This window comes from Pseudomonas sp. HC1(2025) (assembly GCF_058742075.1).
This window is the reverse complement of sequence record NZ_CP196017.1, coordinates 502,474-520,856: the sequence shown is the minus strand read 5'-3', so window position 1 is coordinate 520,856 and position 18,383 is coordinate 502,474. Positions and strand designations below refer to the sequence as shown.

The 18,383-nt window shown below is 61.5% G+C and carries 13 protein-coding genes; 3 read left to right on the top strand and 10 right to left on the bottom strand.

From position 1 onward, the window contains the following. Positions 1 to 139: 139 nt before the first annotated feature. Entirely contained in the window at positions 140 to 481 is a 342-nt protein-coding gene (locus ACSSVH_RS02185) for a YceK/YidQ family lipoprotein (RefSeq protein ID WP_346266505.1), read from the bottom strand. Between the two features lie 163 nt (positions 482 to 644). Here ACSSVH_RS02185 and ACSSVH_RS02180 point away from each other — a divergent pair, with 163 nt between their 5' ends. Further along, entirely contained in the window at positions 645 to 2,738 is a 2,094-nt protein-coding gene (locus ACSSVH_RS02180) for a TonB-dependent receptor family protein (protein WP_492634023.1), read from the top strand. 151 nt (positions 2,739 to 2,889) lie between these two features. On the opposite strand, the gene ACSSVH_RS02175 is transcribed toward ACSSVH_RS02180, so the two are convergent. From ACSSVH_RS02175 to glnE, 9 genes are all read right to left on the bottom strand, one after another. Beyond that, positions 2,890 to 3,201 carry a hypothetical protein gene (locus tag ACSSVH_RS02175; protein ID WP_170058105.1) on the bottom strand — a complete coding sequence of 104 codons (312 nt, stop codon included), beginning with the start codon at positions 3,199 to 3,201 and terminating at the stop codon, positions 2,890 to 2,892. 209 nt (positions 3,202 to 3,410) lie between these two features. Beyond that, the gene (locus tag ACSSVH_RS02170) at positions 3,411 to 4,862 is read right to left on the bottom strand and encodes a lipopolysaccharide kinase InaA family protein (RefSeq protein WP_492634022.1); all 1,452 of its coding nucleotides are present in this window, start codon (positions 4,860 to 4,862) and stop codon (positions 3,411 to 3,413) included. Continuing rightward, entirely contained in the window at positions 4,862 to 5,614 is a 753-nt protein-coding gene (locus ACSSVH_RS02165) for a lipopolysaccharide kinase InaA family protein (RefSeq protein WP_169952293.1), read from the bottom strand. Before ACSSVH_RS02165 ends, ACSSVH_RS02170 begins: the two co-directional genes overlap by 1 nt. Beyond that, complete coding sequence (locus ACSSVH_RS02160) at positions 5,611 to 6,345, bottom strand: lipopolysaccharide kinase InaA family protein (protein WP_170042419.1); 735 nt, start codon at positions 6,343 to 6,345, stop codon at positions 5,611 to 5,613. The genes ACSSVH_RS02165 and ACSSVH_RS02160 overlap by 4 nt, the downstream gene beginning before the upstream one ends. Continuing rightward, positions 6,345 to 7,151, bottom strand: coding sequence for a lipopolysaccharide core heptose(I) kinase RfaP (rfaP, locus tag ACSSVH_RS02155; RefSeq protein ID WP_169952297.1), 807 nt, complete (start codon positions 7,149 to 7,151; stop codon positions 6,345 to 6,347). Before rfaP ends, ACSSVH_RS02160 begins: the two co-directional genes overlap by 1 nt. Then, positions 7,151 to 8,272, bottom strand: coding sequence for a glycosyltransferase family 4 protein (locus ACSSVH_RS02150; protein ID WP_492634021.1), 1,122 nt, complete (start codon positions 8,270 to 8,272; stop codon positions 7,151 to 7,153). The genes rfaP and ACSSVH_RS02150 overlap by 1 nt, the downstream gene beginning before the upstream one ends. Beyond that, positions 8,272 to 9,333 carry a lipopolysaccharide heptosyltransferase I gene (gene waaC / locus ACSSVH_RS02145; RefSeq protein ID WP_492634020.1) on the bottom strand — a complete coding sequence of 354 codons (1,062 nt, stop codon included), beginning with the start codon at positions 9,331 to 9,333 and terminating at the stop codon, positions 8,272 to 8,274. Before waaC ends, ACSSVH_RS02150 begins: the two co-directional genes overlap by 1 nt. Before the next feature lies 1 nt (position 9,334). After that, positions 9,335 to 10,369, bottom strand: coding sequence for a lipopolysaccharide heptosyltransferase II (gene waaF / locus ACSSVH_RS02140; RefSeq protein ID WP_169952302.1), 1,035 nt, complete (start codon positions 10,367 to 10,369; stop codon positions 9,335 to 9,337). Between the two features lie 198 nt (positions 10,370 to 10,567). Further along, positions 10,568 to 13,507: a bifunctional [glutamate--ammonia ligase]-adenylyl-L-tyrosine phosphorylase/[glutamate--ammonia-ligase] adenylyltransferase gene (gene glnE, locus ACSSVH_RS02135; RefSeq protein ID WP_170058108.1), complete on the bottom strand. Its 2,940-nt coding sequence runs from the start codon at positions 13,505 to 13,507 to the stop codon at positions 10,568 to 10,570. Between the two features lie 383 nt (positions 13,508 to 13,890). Between glnE and aceE the strand changes: the two genes are divergently transcribed. Together aceE and aceF are read left to right on the top strand one after the other, a co-directional pair. After that, positions 13,891 to 16,536, top strand: coding sequence for a pyruvate dehydrogenase (acetyl-transferring), homodimeric type (gene aceE, locus ACSSVH_RS02130; RefSeq protein WP_169952306.1), 2,646 nt, complete (start codon positions 13,891 to 13,893; stop codon positions 16,534 to 16,536). A gap of 11 nt (positions 16,537 to 16,547) precedes the next feature. Next, positions 16,548 to 18,191 carry a dihydrolipoyllysine-residue acetyltransferase gene (gene aceF, locus ACSSVH_RS02125; RefSeq protein WP_492634019.1) on the top strand — a complete coding sequence of 548 codons (1,644 nt, stop codon included), beginning with the start codon at positions 16,548 to 16,550 and terminating at the stop codon, positions 18,189 to 18,191. Positions 18,192 to 18,383 lie beyond the last annotated feature (192 nt).

The following is an 18,383-nucleotide window of genomic DNA, read 5'->3' as shown; positions in this document are numbered from 1 at the left end:
TCTTTTAGTCTGCATGCAGGCGCTGGCGCCTGAAAAAATGTGAGCCCCTCGCCTCGGCGAGAAAAGCTAAAGGGCGGGATTATAGCTTAAAAGCGGCAAAACGCCTCTAGCCGCAAATGGCACGGAGAAACAAGAGGCATCATCGGAAAATCTCGATACTGCCGTCTCGATTTTGCCGGTAGACGGTGTAGGGCAGTACCAAAGTATCGAGAACGCCCGATAGCACGAAATCAATGGCTATCCACGGCACCGAGGCGATCTGCTGGTCTTCCAGGCTTTTTTTGCTGTTGGGTTCGCCATTGAGGGAGCAGAAGTCATACACCACCCCGCTGTAGATACGGGGCACGCTCTCGCAGTGGCTGCGCAGGTCCTTGAGCTTCTGGCTGGCCACCGCGTCTTCGCGAAACACCGTATTCAGGGTGCCGCAGGCCGTGGTCGAAAGGACAATGGCGGCGAGCAGCAGAATGTTTGTAGGATTCACGGGTAACCCTCTTTGGTATGGGGCGCACAGCCTAACCCAAGACTGTGTAAGACGAATATGCCGGCATTTTGCGGGAATATTCTTCAAAAAACGCCGCGCAGAATCGTTAAACTCGCGCCCTTTTTCCGCGCCCGCGCTGCGCGTCATGGAAGTTGGTTTGCTCATGAAAGTTGTTGCTCCCACGTGTTTTGCGATGTTGCTCCAGAGCCTGCCGGGCCTGCAGCAAACTGCCCTGGCCGAAGATGCCCTGCTGATCCTCGACCCCAGCGTGGTGACAGGTTCGCGCAGCGCCAGTCGCAGCTTCGACCTGCCCTACTCGGTGGACAGCATCAGCCGTGAGCAGATCAGCGACGGCCAGTTGGGTATCAACGCCTCGGAGGCCCTGTCCCGCGTGCCGGGGCTGGTGGTACAGAACCGCCAGAACTACGCCCAGGACCTGCAGATTTCCTCCCGCGGCTTTGGCGCGCGCTCGGCGTTTGGCGTGCGCGGGATCAAGCTGATTGCCGATGGCATCCCCGCCAGCACCCCGGATGGCCAGGGCCAGGCCGCCACCTTCAACCTCGACACAGCGGACCGCATCGAAGTACTGCGCGGCCCGGCCGCCACCCTGTATGGCAGCAACGCCGGCGGGGTGATCCAGATGTTCTCGCGCAATGGCGAAGGCCCGCCCCGTATCGGCGCCGAAACCCTGTTTGGCAGCGACGGCCTGAACAAGAACCACCTCAGCGCCGAAGGCGCGGTGCAGGGCGCCGGGTTTGTCCTCGATGCCTCGCGCATGGACACCGACGGCTACCGCGACCACAGCAGCGCCCGCCGTGACCAGACATTCGCCAAGCTCAACCTCGAACCCGATGACGACAGCAAGCTGGCCCTGATCTATAGCAGCCTGGAGCAAAACGGCACCCAAGACCCGCTGGGGCAAACCTGGGCAGGCTACAAGGCCGACCCGCGTTCGGTAAACAGCAATGCCCTGGCGTACAACACGCGCAAGAGCATTGATCATCAGCAACTGGGGATGAATTACGAGCGGTACATTGGCGATGCAACGTTGCAGGTGAATGCCTATACCGGGCGGCGGAGTGTGATTCAGTATTTGTCGATTCCCAAGGGCGTAGCGAGCAACGAACGCGGCGGCGGCGTGGTGCAATTCGACCGCAAGTTCTACGGCGGTGGCGTGCGCTGGATGCAGCCCATCGACAGCGTGCCGGGCGAATTGATGATCATCACCGGCCTGGACTTCGACCAGAGCGAAGATAGCCGCCACGGCTACCAGAACTACAGCGGCAACACCCTTGGCGTGAAAGGCGAGCTACGCCGCAATGAAATCGACACCGCCCGCAGCCTCGACCCGTACATCCAGGCCAACTGGGCCATCGAGCGCTGGACCCTGCAAGCCGGGCTGCGCCACAGCACCATGGAAATGGACGTGGATGACCAGTTCCTGAGCAATGGCGATGCCAGCGGCAATAAGACCTACCAGAAGAACACACCCTCGATGAGCGTGATGTACGCCTTCACCCCAGACCTGCACGGCTACGTCAGCGCCGGCAAGGGCTTCGAAACGCCGACCCAGGCCGAAATGGCTTACGCCCCGGGCGCCATCGAAGGCTTCAACTTCGGCCTGAAGCCGTCAGAAAGCACTCAATATGAAGTGGGCTTGAAGGCCCAGGTGAACAACAGCACGCGGGTCAACGCTGCCGTATTCCAAATAACTACGGAAGATGAGTTGGTGGTCAATGCATCGAAGGATGGACGCACCAGCTACCAAAACGCCGGCCGCACCCTACGCCGTGGCTTTGAGCTGGGCATCGAAAGCCAACTGAGCGAACAGTGGAGCGCCAACCTCGCCTACACCCGCCTGCAAGCCACCTACGACAGCAACTTCAGCAACAGCGGCAAAACCGTGGACAAGGGCAACTACCTACCCGGCGTCCCACAGACCACGCTCTTTGCCGAACTGAACTGGAAACCACGAGACTGGGTGAGTACCGCCGTCGAAGGCATGTACCGCAGCAAGATCTATGTCGAAGACACCAACCAGAAGCATGCTGCTCCGGGTTACAGCGTTTTCAACTGGCGTGCACGCTTTGAGCAGAAGGTCGAACACTGGACCTTTCACCAGACCCTGCGCCTGGACAACCTGCTGGATCGCCAGTACGTCGGTTCGGTGATTGTCGGCGATGGCAACGATCGTTATTACGAAGCCGCGCCCGGCAGGTCGTGGTATGCGGGCGCAGGAGCCCAGTACAGTTTTTGAGTGATAAAAACCAATGGGCAAATAACATTGCCCATTTGGTTCCCACATTAATAACAGACACTTCCCATAACTCAGTCCCTACACTTTGGAAAAGTACCCACCAAAATCATAAAGAACTATAAACGCAAACACCTACTCAACTTTTGAGCAATCACCCATCAGCCTTTAATTGCCACTCTCCATTAGCCCCGTAAACCAGTTCATGATCTATGGGCTCTCGATAGGGATCACCAAAGTTCACATAACCGCCATCACCTTTGCCATTAGAGGCGGTTGGCTGCCATTCCTGGGTATCGGCGTTAAAAAATTCGGCGTCATCACCAGCGGTTGTGTCCTTTGGATTGCGGACACCCGACTGCACTTTATCTATCGGACTTGTTGGATTCACCGGATCTATCGGCTTATTTTTACCGGCCAGATCACTGTAAAAAGAAAACGGTTGAAAACCTGTTATCGAAGTCATTTGCACACTCCCGGAATTAACATTTCGATCACTCAACAAACATCTATATAAGATATTTTTATCAAGCGTCGATACAACCTATTAACCCCAACGAACAATGTCCAGAGCACTACTTAATCAAAATATTAAGTAATGCCCCTTGCCTTCGAAAACACTGTGACTTCCCAGACCTGAAAAAATCGCTACGACTTATGACGGCCTCACGCGGATCACCTAGCTAACGCGCTCACCTTGGGCAAGCGCTGATCAATCACGCGATACAAAGCACTATCAGCCGGCCAGTTGCGCATAAACCGCGCACGGTCCTTGGCAAACGCCGGTGCGAAGCTGCTCAGCGAGCCATGCTGACACATCGAATCCAGATCAATCAGCACCCAACGCCCCCCTTGCCAGAACAGGTTGCGCCCCTTGAAGTCGCCATGGCTGATCCGCTCGCGAATCAGTTCGCCAAACAGGCGCTCCAAGGCCAGCAGTTCAGGCTCGGGCACCTCGCCGCTGTCCACGTAAGGGGCCAGGTGCTCGATCAGGTCGGGCCCGGACAGGTGCTCGGTGACCAGATAAGCCCGGCCGCGCAGCCAGAAAAAGCGTCGTTCCAGAAGCGCCAGGGGCTTGGGTGTGGCAATCCCCAGGAATGTCAGGCGGTTGCCTTCGCTCCAGGCGTGCCATGCGCGGCTGGGCCTCCAGAAGCGCCTGAGCCAGTGTGTAAAACCCTTGATGTTGTAGCGTTTGATCACCAGCGCTCGACCCGCAGCATCAACCCCGGCCACCGTGGCCGAGGCGCCGGCCTTGTACATTTGGCCCTGGTCGATAAGCCTATCGACGTTTGCCAGCACCGGCAGCAGGGTGGCTTCTTCTTCACGCCGGATCGCCAGCAGCCCAAAGGCCCCGCGCACTACGCTGAACAAGGTGCACTCACGGCCGATCTTGCCCATGAAGTCTTTCAGGCGCCAGGCGCGCACTTTGCGCACCTGTTTTTGCAAGGCTTCCAGGGGCAACGCGTGCTCGCCGTTGCTTAATAGGTAGTGCACCAGTAATTCTTCGGTAAACGGTTCGAGGTCGCTCGGTAACTGGGCAAAAAACACCCCGAGGTTTTCCAGCACCCGGTTACGCGACAGGGGCTTACCCGCCTGCTCGACGCAGATGCCCCCCCCGTCGATCAAATACAGCTTGTCAGCCTGACGCATCAGGTTGTCCAGATGCAGATCTTCCTGCCACAAACCCTTGGCGTGCATCTGGGCAATCGCACCCAGCGCTTGGGCCAGTACCGCCTGTTGCTCACCGGCCAAGAGCGGCAAGGCTTCGACTGCCGCCCAGGCGTCGGCCAGGCTTTGGGCCCCTTCCAGAAACTCGAACAGCAGCCAGCCACCCTCACCGTCTTGCAGGCCGTCGGCGAGCAACAGCGGGGTAGTGAGGCCTTGCTCGGCGAGCAGGCGCACGCCCTGGAGTTCGCGCTGGAAATGTCGCGCGGCGTTGCTACCCACCAGCAACTTGGCCAGCACCGGCCGGCCGCGCCAGATGGCCGCGCCCACATAACGCTGGCCGGGCAACACCCGCAACAGGCTCAGCAGCTGCAACTGCCCAGGGCCCGCTGCATCCGCCAACTCAATACTCAAGGGCAGCGCGGGGGTGCGCCCGGCGTTTTTGAGTTCAGACAGCCGCATCAGCGGGCCTCCTTGTGACTGCGGCGCCCCGCCAGGTAAGTTGCCCAGGTATCCACCAGCGAACTGTCGACCGGCTGGTCGAGGTAAGCCGCCAGAAATTGCCGCACCTGCTCTGCGGTCCATGCCCCGGCACGGCGCAGTAGCGGCTCCAGATCCTTGACCCGATCACGCCGGCCCAGCAACAGCGGCCGGGTTTTTTCCAGGTCGATCAACTGCGCCGCGTAACCGTCGCCGGTGGCCTGCAGGAAGATGTGCTTGGGGTAAAAACAGCCATGCACCTGGCCGACACCATGGAGCTTGCGCGCCAATTGGCCGCAGGCCACGAGGATTGCGTGGTGCTGGGCTTCGCTCAGGGCCGGCCACTGCTCCAGCAGTGAATCCAGGTCATTCCAGCCATCCAGCGCGCGGGTCAGCAGCAAGGCGCGGTATTCGCCGGCAACTTTGCGCTCGCCATAAAAGGCGGCCTGCAAGGCTGGGATCGCCTTCTGCCGATAGCGGCTGATATTGCGAAACTCGCGGGCAAAGGTTGGCTCGCCAAACGGCCGATGCAGGGTGCGCGTCAGGTAGTTGCTCTGGCGCTTGAGGTAGAAGCCACGGCCCTCCAGCTCCAGGCGGAACACACTGCTCCAGCCGCCGCGACTGGTGTTGGGCTCGTCCACTGCGTCCAGTTGCCTGGCCCACAGGGCGTCGAAGTCAGCCAGGCCATTGCGCTCCAGCAAGGCCCGGTCTTCAGTTGCCAGGAAGTCATTCATTCGCGTCCCTCGAAAAACTTCAGCACATGGCGGATCCGCTGTTTATCCGATGTGTTCAGGTGCTTGCGCCGACGATATTGCATGTAGAAGCGTAGGCGCTGGGTGGCCGACAAGTGGTATTTGGCGACCTTGTCCAGGCACGCCAAGTCCTTGGTGATCCGGTATTTGAGCCAGAAGCCGCGCCAAAAGTCGCCGTTGGGGCAGTCGATCAGGTACAGGGTCTGCTGGTCGTCGATCAACAGGTTGCGCCACTTCAAATCGTTGTGGGTAAACCGGTGGTCGTGCATGGTCCGGGTGTATTCGGCGAGCTGGCGGCTGACCTTGTCGACCCACGCTGGGTCGGACAATTGCGGGTCCTTGCGTTCGGCCAGGGCCGCCAGGTCTTCGGTGCGCGGTAACTCGCGGGTGATCATCGCCCCACGGTCATAGGCCAGGCCCTTGCGCTCCAGGCCCCAGGCCACGACTTCGGCCGTGGGGATGCCCCACTTGGCGAAGCGCTTGAGGTTCTGCCATTCGGACTTGACCCGTGGCTTGCCCAGGTAACGCCGCAAGCCTTTGCCGGCGCCGGTGTAGCGCTTGACGTAGTAGTTGACCCCGCCGCGCTCCACGCGAATCACTTCGGACAGTGGGTCTCGGGTCAGCCGCTCGCCTTGCAGGGCGAACACCGCGTCGAGGCTACCAAAATCGTCCACAAGCTCCGAGTAAGCAGGTTCCAGGTTCCAACCCGCCATCAGAGCGCGCCTCCGTAGCGGATTTTACGGTCATAGAGCTTGCTGGCCTTGCGCTCCAGCCACTGCAGCAACGCGCCTTCCTCGGCCAGGATCTGGCGCAGGGGCTGCTGGAAGTAGCCCTTGAGGAAGCGCAATTTGTCGCGGCGGGTCAGGCCGATATCCAGGATCGAAAAATACAGGGCCGCCAGGTCCTTGTTGCGCCAGCGCTGACTGATGCGCGGCCGCACCTGGGCGCGGTGCAGGTCGATCACCGACAGCTTGAAGTCATCGGCCGTCACCGGCTTGTCGGTGTGCAGCAGGAAGTGGCAGATGTAGCAGTCACGATGGTTGACGCCGGCGCGATGCATCATCCCGGTCATGCGCGCCACTTCGGCAATCAGCGCGCGCTTGAGACGCGGCTCGGGCGGCTGCTTGAGCCAGTCCATGCTCAAGTCTTCCAGGCTGATGGTCGGCGCCAGCTCTTGGGTGACAATAAAGGAATGCTGGTCGGCCGGGTTGGCGCCACGTTCGCCGTAGGCCACGGCGGTCATGGTCGGGACGCCCACTTCGTGCAGGCGCTGGATCGCCTGCCACTCCTGCCCGGCGCCCAGCACCGGCAATTTGGCGGTGAACAGGTTCTTGAAGATTTCACCCCAGCCGATGCCACGGTGGATTTTCACAAAGTAGCCGCGCCCATCCACCTCGGTGCGCAAGGTGCGACGGGCTTCCAGTTCACGGTAAACCTCACCCTCCAACAGCTCGACTTCGGCGAACGCATCGCGCCCGGCCCAAAGGCTCTTGAACGGTTCGGCAAGAATCAACTTCATCAGTGTTGCTCCGCCAGAATTACATCCGCAGCGTGCTGCGGCATGCTATAGAGGTCGGCCGTCTCGGCGAAGGCCAGACCATTGCGGCTCCAGGCCGCACGTTGCTGCTGATCACTGAGCATCCCGGCCAGGTACTGGTTGAGCTGGGCCTGCTCGAAAGGCTCGTCAAGCACACGCCCGCAATCGGCCTCGCTGATGTAATGGGCATAACCACACACCGCCGTGACCAATACCGGCAACCCGGCCACCAGGGCTTCGAGCAGCACGGTCCCGGTGTTTTCGTTGTACGCCGGGTGAATCAACAGGTCGGCGCCCAGCAAAAAACGCGGGATATCGCTGCGCCCCTTGAGGAACTGCACATTGTCGCCCAGGCCAAGGGTAGCACTCTGCAATTGGAATACTTTGGGGTCGTCCTGGCCAATTACAAACAGACGGGTGCGCTTTTTCAGGTCTGGCGGCAGTGCGGCCAGTGCCTTGAGGCTGCGATCCACGCCCTTGGTCTTGAAACCCGAGCCGATCTGCACCAGCAGCAAGTCATCGTGCGCAAGGTTGAATTCGGCGCGAAAGCCTGCGCGGATCTCGGCCGCATTCGGCGGCGCCCGACGATCCTGGGCGATACCCGGTGGCAGCAGGTGGAAGCGCGCCAGCGGCGTGTCGTAGTGCTTGATAAACAGCGGCTGCTGGACCTCGGAGATCATCAGCACTTGGGTCTTGGCGTCCTTGGCAAACACCGCGCGCTCGTACTCGGCAAAGTGCCGGTAGCGGCCGAAGCTGCGATACAGCGAGTGCCGCAGGTTCTGCGCCTTGTCTTCAAAACAGCCGTCTGCTGCGTAGTACACATCCAGGCCAGGCATTTTGTTGAAGCCGATCAAGCGGTCCACCGGGCGCTTGGCCAGGTCGGACTGCATCCAGGCGGTCAACTTCTCGTTGCGCCGATGGTTGAAGAACGCCTTGACCGGCGCCACCAGCACTTCAAAACCTTGGGGCACGTCGCCTTCCCAGATCAGGGTGTAGACACGGATCTGGTGGCCGCGCTGCTGGCATTCCAGGGCGATGCGCATGAAATCGCGCTGCAAGCCACCAAAGGGGAAATATTTGTACAGTACAAATGCCAGTTGCATCAGTGCAGCTCCTCAGCCAATAACAACGTGCTCAGTCGGCTGGCCACACGCTCAGGGTTCAGGCGAGTGAAGCACAACGGCCACTCGCGCTTGAGATCAAACCGGCGCTGGTCTTCAGCGGTCGGTTGGTAGGTGCATTTCTTTTGCAGGCAGGGCGCGCAGGGGAAATCGCTGCCCAGATGGATCTGCGCCTTGCCGTAGGCACCGGTCAGGCCCGGATTGGTCGGGCCGAACAGGGAAATTGTCGGCACATCCAGCGCGGCGGCCAGGTGCCCGAGGCCGGTATCCACCGCCACACAGGCCCTGGCGCCGGCCAGTACCCGCGCCACACCGGCCAGGTTCAGCTTGGGCAGCACCTCGGCGTTGGCCAGGCCTTGGGCCAGGCGCTCGGCGCGGGCTTTTTCGGCGGCATTGCCCCATGGCAACTTCACGTCCACCCCCAGGCTGCCCATGCGTTCGGCCAGCTCGCGCCAATAGGCTTCGGGCCAGTGCTTGGTGTCCCAGGTGGTGCCGTGCAGCAGCAGCACAAAGGGCTTCTTCGGCGGCAGGCCGAGCAGTTTTTCGGTGCTCAGGCCGTAATCCCCCAGGCCTTTGGGCAGGTCATAGCCCAGGGCCACGGCGAACAACTGGCGCAGGCGCTCCACCGCATGCTGCCCACGCGCAACCGCCAGGCGCCGGGAATAGAAGCGCGCGGCGATGGGTTCGCGGGCTGAATGTTGGTCAAAGCCCGCCACCGGCGCCCGCACATAGCGGGTCAGCCAGGCGCTTTTCAGCAGGCCCTGGGCGTCGATCACCAGGTCGTACTTGGTCGATTGGACCTGCTTCTTGAAGCGGCGCCACTCGCCACTCTTGAAGGTCTGCCAGAGGTTCTTGCGCCAGCGGCGAATCGCCACTGGGATCACCTTGTCCACCGCCGGATGCCAGGTGGGGATTTCGGCGAAGCCTTCTTCCACCACCCAGTCGAAACGGATCCCCGGGATCGCCCGGGCCGCGTCGGTCAATGCCGGCAAGGCGTGGATCACATCGCCCAGGGATGAGGTCTTGATTACCAGTACCCGCAACTCAATGAACCTCGACCACGTTGCCCTGCAAGCGCTGCAAGGCTTGGGCTACCGAGTCGGGCAGCAACTGGCGCAGGCAGTTGTAGTGGCCGAAACGGCAGGTGCGGTCAAAGCACGGGCTGCACTCCAGGCCCAGGCGCACCACCTCGACCTTGTCGGCCAACGGCGGCGTGAAGCCTGGCGAGGTGGAACCGTACACCGCCACCAGCGGGCGATTCAGCGCGGCGGCCACGTGCATCAGGCCAGAGTCGTTGGACACCACCGAGTCGGCGCAAGACAACAGGTCGATCGCCTCGGCCAGGGACGTATCGCCACTGAGGTTGACCGCTTCTTCGCGCAGGCCGGGGATCAGGCGTTGGCGGATGTCCTCCCCCACCGAATGATCGTTTTTCGAGCCAAACAGCCAGACTTGCCAGCCTTCGCGGATTTTCAGCTCGGCAACCTTCGCATAATGCTCCGACGGCCAGCGCTTGGACTCACCAAACTCGGCGCCTGGGCACAGTGCCAGCACCGGGCGGTCGAGGCTCAGGCCGAACTTGGCCAGGGCTGCATCGCGGGTGACCGGGTCGATTTGCAGGCTCGGCCGTGGATACGGCGTCGGCAGCTCGGCATTGGCCGCATAGGCCAGGGCCATGAAGCGCTCGATCATCAGCGGGTAGCGGGCCTTGTCGAGCTTGCGCACGTCGTTGAGCAGGCCATAACGGAACTCGCCGCGCCAGCCGGTACGCTTGGGGATGCCGGCGAAGAACGGCACCAGGGCCGACTTCATCGAGTTGGGCAGCAGGATCGCCTGGTCGTACTGGCCGGCCAGGGACTTGCCGATCCGCCGCCGGGTCGCCAGTTCCAGCGCGCCATGGCCGAGCGGGAAGCTCAAGGCCTGCCGTACTTCGGGCATGCGCTCCAGGATCGGCCGGCTCCACTCGGGGGCGAGCACGTCGATTTGGCAGTCGGGATGACGCTGTTTCAGGCACTGGAACAGTGTCTGCGCCATCACCATGTCACCGACCCAACTGGGCCCAACGATCAGAATATTCATGTAGTTTCCACAAACGATTCGGGGAGGCTCATGCCTCCCCGCCTCGATAATTACTGTAGGTCACGGTGTGTGGGGGAGCGTGCTTGCCCGCGATAGCATCACCGCGTGCTGTCAGCCAGACCGCAGCGCCTGCATCGCGGGCAAGCCCGCTCCCACATAAAGCCGGTCTCCACATTCAATTGGGGTCGCTGTAGTGTTTTAGCTTAACCCCAGTTCTTGCCAGATCCGTTTCACCTGGCGCCGTTCGTCAGCAAACTGATCCCCGGCAACCACCCCCGCCTCGTTCTGCAAGGCCTGGCGATGAGCCGCCGAGCGGTAGGCCTTATACACCTCACGCAACAGGTGGGCATCGGCGGCGGGCATCAGCCCGACCTGCTCCAGGCCTTCCAGGATGCGGATATTGTCGGTATAGCGCAGTAACGATGGATGCTGCGCAGACCACGCCAAAGCGGCGTATTGCACCATAAATTCAATATCGACGATACCTCCGGCGTCCTGCTTGAGATCGAACAGCGCCGTGGGCTCGAAGGCGTTCGCCGCTGTGCCGGCCCCGGTCGACTTGGTGCCCAGGTTATCGCGCATCTTGGCACGCATCTCGCTGACCTCCTGGCGCAGCTTCGCCAGGTCCTGCGTGCGGCCCAATACCTGCGCACGCACGTCTTCAAACGCGCGGCCCACGTCCTGGCTGCCGACCAGCACCCGCGCCCGCACCAGGGCTTGATGTTCCCAGGTCCAGGCCTCGTTTTCCTGATAACGGGCAAAAGCCCCCAGGGAGCTGACCAGCAGCCCGGATGCGCCAGAAGGTCGCAGGCGCATGTCCACCTCGTACAATTGCCCGGAGTTGGTCTGGGTGGTCAGCAGGTGAATGATGCGCTGGCCCAGGCGAGTAAAGAACTGCGCGCCATCGATCGGCTTGGCGCCGTCGGTTTCGGCCTGCGGGTCACCGTCGTGGATAAACACCAGGTCCAGGTCCGAGCCATGCCCCAGCTCGATCCCGCCGACCTTGCCATAGCCGACGATGATAAATCCGGGGTCGCACAAGGTGCCGTCCAGGCGTTGCGGCGTGCCGTGGCGCGCCACGGTCTGGCGCCAGGCCAGGGCCAGCACCTGCTCCAGAATGGCCTCGGCGAGCCAGGTCAGGTAATCGCTGACCTTCATCAACGGCAGGCTGCCGGCGATTTCCGAAGCGGCGACCCGCAGGCGGTGCGCCAACTTGAAGTGGCGCAGGGCTTCCATCTGCTGCTCAAGGTCGTCTTCGGGGATGCGTGTGAGGCGCTCGCGCAGTTCGGCGGCCAGTTCCGGCGCCAAGGGCGGCTTGAACAGGCGGCCTTCGTTGAGCAATTCGTCCAGCAGCAGCGGGAAGCGGGTGATCTGCTCGGCAATCCACGGGCTGGCCGCGCACAGGGTCAACAGCCGACGCAGGGCGTCAGGGTTTTCCGTCAACAGCACCAGATACGCAGAACGCCGCGCGACAGCTTCTACCAGCGGCAGTACGCGCTCCAGCACCAGGTCCGGGTTGGCGTGTTCGACGGCCTGGGCCAGCAGGCGCGGGATAAACGCATCCAGGCGCTCACGTCCCAGGCGCTGCATCGCCCGCAGTTGCGGGCTGCCGCGCAGGCTGGCCAGGGCTTTCAGGGCCTTGGGCGCATCGGCAAAGCCGCCTTCGGCCAATTGGCGACAGGCGGCCTCCTCATTTTGGGATTCTTCCCACAAGGGCAGCCACTCGCCGCCGACCACCAATTCGCTTTCCACCCCCTCCTCTTCGTCCGGATCAGCGATCACCTGGCGGAAATGCCAATCCACCCGGCCACGCCAGTACATCAACTGCCCGTGGAACGCGGTCCAGTCGGCAAAGCCCAGCATGAACGCGATCCGCGCCTGGTCTTCATCACTGTGGGGCAACATCTGGGTCTGGCGGTCGGCGATGGCCTGGATCGCATGTTCGGTGTAGCGCAGGAACTCATAGCCGCTGCGCAACTCGGCAATCACCGCCGGCGGCAGGTAGCCCTGGCCTTCCAGGGTGCCCAGCACCTTCAGCAAAGGCCGCTGTTGCAGGCTCAGGTCGCGGCCGCCGTGAATCAGCTGGAACGCCTGGGCGATAAATTCCACCTCACGGATGCCGCCCGCGCCCAGCTTGATGTTGTCGGCCATGCCCTTGCGCCGCACTTCCTGCTGGATCAACTGCTTCATGGTGCGCAGCGCTTCGATCGCAGAAAAGTCCAGGTAGCGCCGATAGACGAACGGGCGCAACAGGTCGAGCAATTGCGCGCCGGCCACCTGGTCGCCGGCCACCACCCGCGCCTTGATCATCGCGTAGCGTTCCCAGTCGCGGCCCTGATCCTGGTAGTACTGCTCCAAGGCATTGAAACTCAGCACCAGCGCCCCGGCGGAACCGTAGGGCCGCAGGCGCATGTCGACCCGGAACACAAAGCCGTCGACGGTCATCGGGTCCAGGGCCTTGATCAGTTTCTGGCCCAGGCGGATGAAGAACTCCTGGTTGTCCAGGGCACGCTTGGCCCCCACGGTCTCGCCGCCCTCGGGGTAGGCAAAGATCAGGTCGATGTCCGACGACAGGTTCAACTCCACCGCGCCCAGCTTGCCCATGCCGAGGATGACCATCTGCTGCGGCTCGCCGCTACGCCCGCCGGTGGGCGTGCCGAATTGCGCGCAGTGGCGCTGGTACAGCCACTGGTAAGCCTGGTCGATGCTGGCGTCGGCCATGTCCGACAGGTCGCGGCAGGTCTGCACCAGGTCCGCCTGTCGGGTCAGGTCGCGCCAGATGATGCGCACTTGCTGGCGGGTGCGCTGGCGGCGCAGCACGCGACCCAGTTCGTCTTCTGTTTGCGCCTGTTGCACGGCTGCGGCAATCTGCCCACACAGCTCATCGGGCGCAAAGCCCCGATCCAGCTCGCCCCAGGCCACCAGCTCAAGCAACATCAAAGGGTCACGAACACTCTGTTCAATCACAAAGTCACTGGCGGCGCACACCCGGGCGAAGTCGGCCCAACGTTGCGGCGTCCACGCAGACAGGCCATGATCGGCATCCAGCATGGCCACCGCGTCACGAAATGACTGCTCGGCCCGGCTGGCAAATGGCAACAGAATGGCTGGGAGTTCAACCAGCATTGGAAGGCTCATGGTCTATCCTTGATCGGCGCGTAAATGACTTGTAGCTGTGAACGCAAGAACCACGCTCGATGAAGGACTGTCGAACAAAGGTTAGAAATAGCTGAAAATTCTTTAATTTTGGCAGGCAACATTAAACTTCTACCTTTTCTTGTTCGCAAAAGATCAACAATAACGATTATGCTCACCAGCCAGACCGAGCCATACGCTCAGTCTTGTGTAGTTTTACTACTCGTATATACATTCGAAAGGCTGAAATGGCCGACGATTTGTAGTAAAACTACAGGACGCCGAAGCAACCTTCGGCCATCCAAGAATTTATGTCGTCTGCCCACAAGGCCAGTCGCAAACTTCAGGCAACCGATTCTGGTAGCCTTTCCGCCCTGGAGCAAGCCATGCAAGACCTCGATCCCGTCGAAACCCAGGAATGGCTGGACGCCCTGGAATCGGTTCTCGACAAAGAAGGCGAAGACCGTGCGCATTACCTGATGACCCGTATGGGCGAACTCGCGACCCGCAGCGGCTCGCAACTGCCCTACGCCATCACCACGCCATACCGCAACACCATCCCCGTTACCCACGAAGCACGCATGCCTGGCGACCTGTTCATGGAACGCCGCATTCGCTCGCTGGTACGCTGGAACGCGATGGCGATGGTTATGCGCACGAACTTGAAAGATTCTGACCTGGGCGGTCACATCTCCAGCTTCGCTTCCAGCGCAACCCTGTATGACATCGGCTTCAACTACTTCTTCCAGGCCCCGACCGAAGAACACGGCGGCGACCTGATCTACTTCCAGGGCCACACCTCGCCAGGCGTCTACGCCCGTGCGTTCATGGAAGGTCGCATCACCGAAGACCAGATGAACAACTTCCGCCAGGAAGTCGACGGTGGCGGCCTGTCGTCGTACCCGCACCCTTGGCTGATGCCTGACTTCTGGCAGTTCCCGACTGTATCCATGGGCCTGGGCCCGATCCAGGCGATCTACCAGGCACGCTTCATGAAGTACCTGGAAGCCCGTGGCTTCATCCCCGAAGGCAAGCAGAAAGTCTGGTGCTTCCTGGGCGACGGCGAGTGCGACGAGCCGGAATCCCTGGGCGCCATCTCCCTGGCCGGCCGCGAGAAGCTGGACAACCTGATCTTCGTCATCAACTGCAACCTGCAGCGCCTCGACGGCCCGGTTCGCGGCAACGGCAAGATCATCCAGGAACTCGAAGGCGTGTTCCGCGGTGCCCAATGGAACGTGACCAAAGTCATCTGGGGCCGTTTCTGGGACCCACTGCTGGCCAAGGACGTCGACGGCATCCTGCAACGCCGCATGGACGAAGTCATCGACGGCGAGTACCAGAACTACAAGGCCAAAGACGGCGCGTTCGTACGTGAACACTTCTTCAACACGCCTGAACTCAAGGCGATGGTTGCCGACCTGTCCGACGACGAGATCTGGAAACTCAACCGTGGCGGCCACGACCCGTACAAGGTCTACGCGGCATACCACGAAGCGGTCAACCACAAAGAACAACCGACCGTCATCCTGGCCAAGACCATCAAGGGTTATGGCACCGGTGCCGGCGAAGCGAAGAACACTGCGCACAACACCAAGAAAGTCGACGTCGACAGCCTGAAGTTGTTCCGCGACCGCTTCGACATCCCGGTCAAGGACGAAGAGCTGGAGAACCTGCCGTTCTTCAAGCCCGAGCCAAACAGCGCCGAAGCCCGCTACCTCAGCGAGCGTCGCACTGCACTGGGCGGTTTCGTGCCACAGCGCCGCGCCCAGAGCTTCAGCGTACCGACGCCACCACTCGATACCCTCAAGGCTATCCTGGACGGCTCGGGCGACCGTGAAATCTCCACCACCATGGCTTTCGTGCGGATCCTCGCGCAGTTGGTCAAGGACAAGGAAATCGGCCCGCGCATCGTCCCGATCATCCCGGACGAAGCCCGTACCTTCGGTATGGAAGGCATGTTCCGCCAGTTGGGCATCTACTCCTCCGTCGGCCAGCTCTACGAGCCAGTCGATAAAGACCAGGTGATGTTCTACAAGGAAGACAAGAAGGGCCAGATCCTCGAAGAAGGTATCAACGAAGCGGGCGCCATGAGCTCCTTCATCGCTGCCGGTACTTCGTACTCCAGCCACAACCAGCCGATGCTGCCGTTCTACATCTTCTACTCGATGTTCGGCTTCCAGCGTATTGGCGACCTGGCCTGGGCAGCAGGCGACAGCCGTACCCGTGGCTTCCTGATCGGCGGTACTGCCGGGCGGACCACGCTGAACGGCGAAGGCCTGCAACACGAAGACGGTCACAGCCACATCCTGGCTGCCACCATCCCGAACTGCCGCACCTTTGATCCAACCTACGGCTACGAGCTGGCGGTGATCATCCAGGACGGCATGAAGAAGATGACCGAAGAGCAGCAGGACGTTTTCTACTACATCACCGTGATGAACGAGTCCTACCAGCAACCAGCCATGCCGGCCGGTGTTGAAGAAGGCATCATCAAGGGCATGTACCTGCTCGAAGAAGACACCAAGGAAGCGGCACACCACGTCCAGCTGATGGGCTCCGGCACCATCCTGCGCGAAGTGCGTGAAGCGGCGAAGATCCTGCGTGAAGAGTTCAACGTCGGTGCTGACGTATGGAGCGTTACCAGCTTCAACGAACTGCGTCGCGACGGCCTGGCCGTGGAACGCAGCAACCGCCTGCACCCAGGCCAGAAGCCTGCGCGCAGCTACGTCGAAGAGTGCCTGACCGGCCGTAAGGGTCCAGTCATCGCCTCTACCGACTACATGAAACTGTTTGCTGAACAAATTCGCCAGTGGGTCCCGTCCAAGGAATTCAAAGTCCTGGGCACCGACGGTTTCGGCCGCAGTGACAGCCGCAAGAAGCTGCGTCACTTCTTCGAGGTCGACCGTCACTTCGTGGTGTTGGCAGCCCTGGAAGCCTTGGCTGACCGTGGTGAAATCGAACCCAAGGTGGTAGCAGACGCTATCGTCAAGTTCGGGATCAACCCGGAAAAACGCAACCCACTGGACTGCTGAGGAGATTTTTTGTGAGCGAACTCATTCGCGTACCTGACATCGGCAGCGGTGAAGGTGAAGTAATCGAGCTGTTTGTAAAGGTCGGCGACACCGTCGAAGCCGACCAGAGCATCCTGACCCTGGAGTCGGACAAGGCGAGCATGGAAATCCCTGCTCCCAAGGCTGGCGTGGTCAAGAGCCTGAAAGTGAAGCTGGGCGACCGCCTGAAAGAAGGCGACGAACTGCTGGAGCTGGAAATCGAAGGTGCCGCTGATGCGGCCCCGGCGGCGGCGCCTGCTGCCGCTGCTGCACCGGCGCAGGCTGAAAAGCCAGCGGCGGCTGCCGAGGCCCCTGCGGCCCCGGCCGCTGCACCGGCGGCGGCGACTGTCCAGGACATTCACGTCCCGGACATCGGTTCGTCGGGCAAGGCCAAGATCATCGAGCTGCTGGTCAAGGTCGGCGACACTGTCGAAGCCGACCAGTCGCTGATCACCCTGGAGTCCGACAAGGCCTCCATGGAAATCCCATCGCCGGCTGCCGGCGTCGTGGAAAGCATCGCGGTCAAGCTCGAAGACGAAGTCGGCACTGGCGACTTCATCCTCAAGCTGAAAGTACAAGGCGCTGCGCCTGCTGCTGCCCCGGCGCCGGCCGCTGCTCCTGCTGCCAAGACTGAAGCTGCACCGGCTGCCGCCGCCCCGGCTCCTGCGGCAAAAGCCGAGGCCGCACCGGCCCCGGCGGCTGCCCCAGCGCCAAGTGGTGCCAAGGCTCACGCCGGCCCCGCCGTGCGTCAACTGGCCCGTGAGTTCGGCGTCGAGCTGAGCGCTGTCAGCCCTACCGGCCCACACGGTCGTGTGCTCAAGGAAGACGTGCAGGTCTACGTCAAATCCATGATGCAGAAGGCCAAGGAAGCTCCGGCTGCCGGCGCTGCTACCGGTGGCTCGGGCATTCCGCCGATCCGCACCGTAGACTTCAGCCGCTTCGGCGAAATCGAAGAAGTGCCGATGACGCGCCTGATGCAAATCGGCGCAGCCGGTCTGCACGCCAGCTGGCTGAACATTCCGCACGTGACCCAGTTCGACCAGGCCGACATTACCGACCTGGAAGCTTTCCGCGTTGCGCAGAAAGCCGTGGCCGAAAAGGCCGGCGTGAAACTGACCGTGCTGCCACTGCTGCTCAAGGCCTGCGCGCACCTGCTCAAGGAACTGCCGGACTTCAACAGTTCGCTGGCACCAAGCGGCAAGGCGATCATTCGCAAGAAATACGTGCACATCGGCTTCGCGGTCGACACCCCGGATGGCCTGCTGGTACCGGTCATCAAGAACGTCGACCAGAAGAGCCTGCTGCAACTGGCTGGCGAAGCGGCTGCACTGGCTGCCAAGGCCCGCGACAAGAAGCTGACTCCGGACGACATGCAAGGCGCCTGCTTCACCATCTCCAGCCTCGGGCACATTGGCGGTACTGGCTTCACGCCAATCGTCAACGCGCCGGAAGTGGCGATCCTTGGTGTTTCCAAGGCCACCATCCAGCCTGTGTGGGACGGCAAGGCCTTCCAGCCGAAGCTGATGCTGCCACTGTCGCTGTCCTACGATCACCGTGTGATCAATGGCGCGGCCGCTGCACGCTTCACCCAGCGCCTGAGCCAGTTGCTCAACGACATCCGCACCATCCTGCTGTAAGCCGCAGCAGCCTCCCCTTCACCGGGGAGGCTGGTTGCAACGATTTCCGAGCGCCACGCTCGTACCTCAACCCCGCCAATTTGGCGGGGCTTTTTTTGCCTGTGGTTTGCAGGAGCCGGCTCCTACAGGGAATCGACAGACCATCTATCAGGCCGACTGTAGAAAACCGCCCTGCGGCCGATAACCCACTTA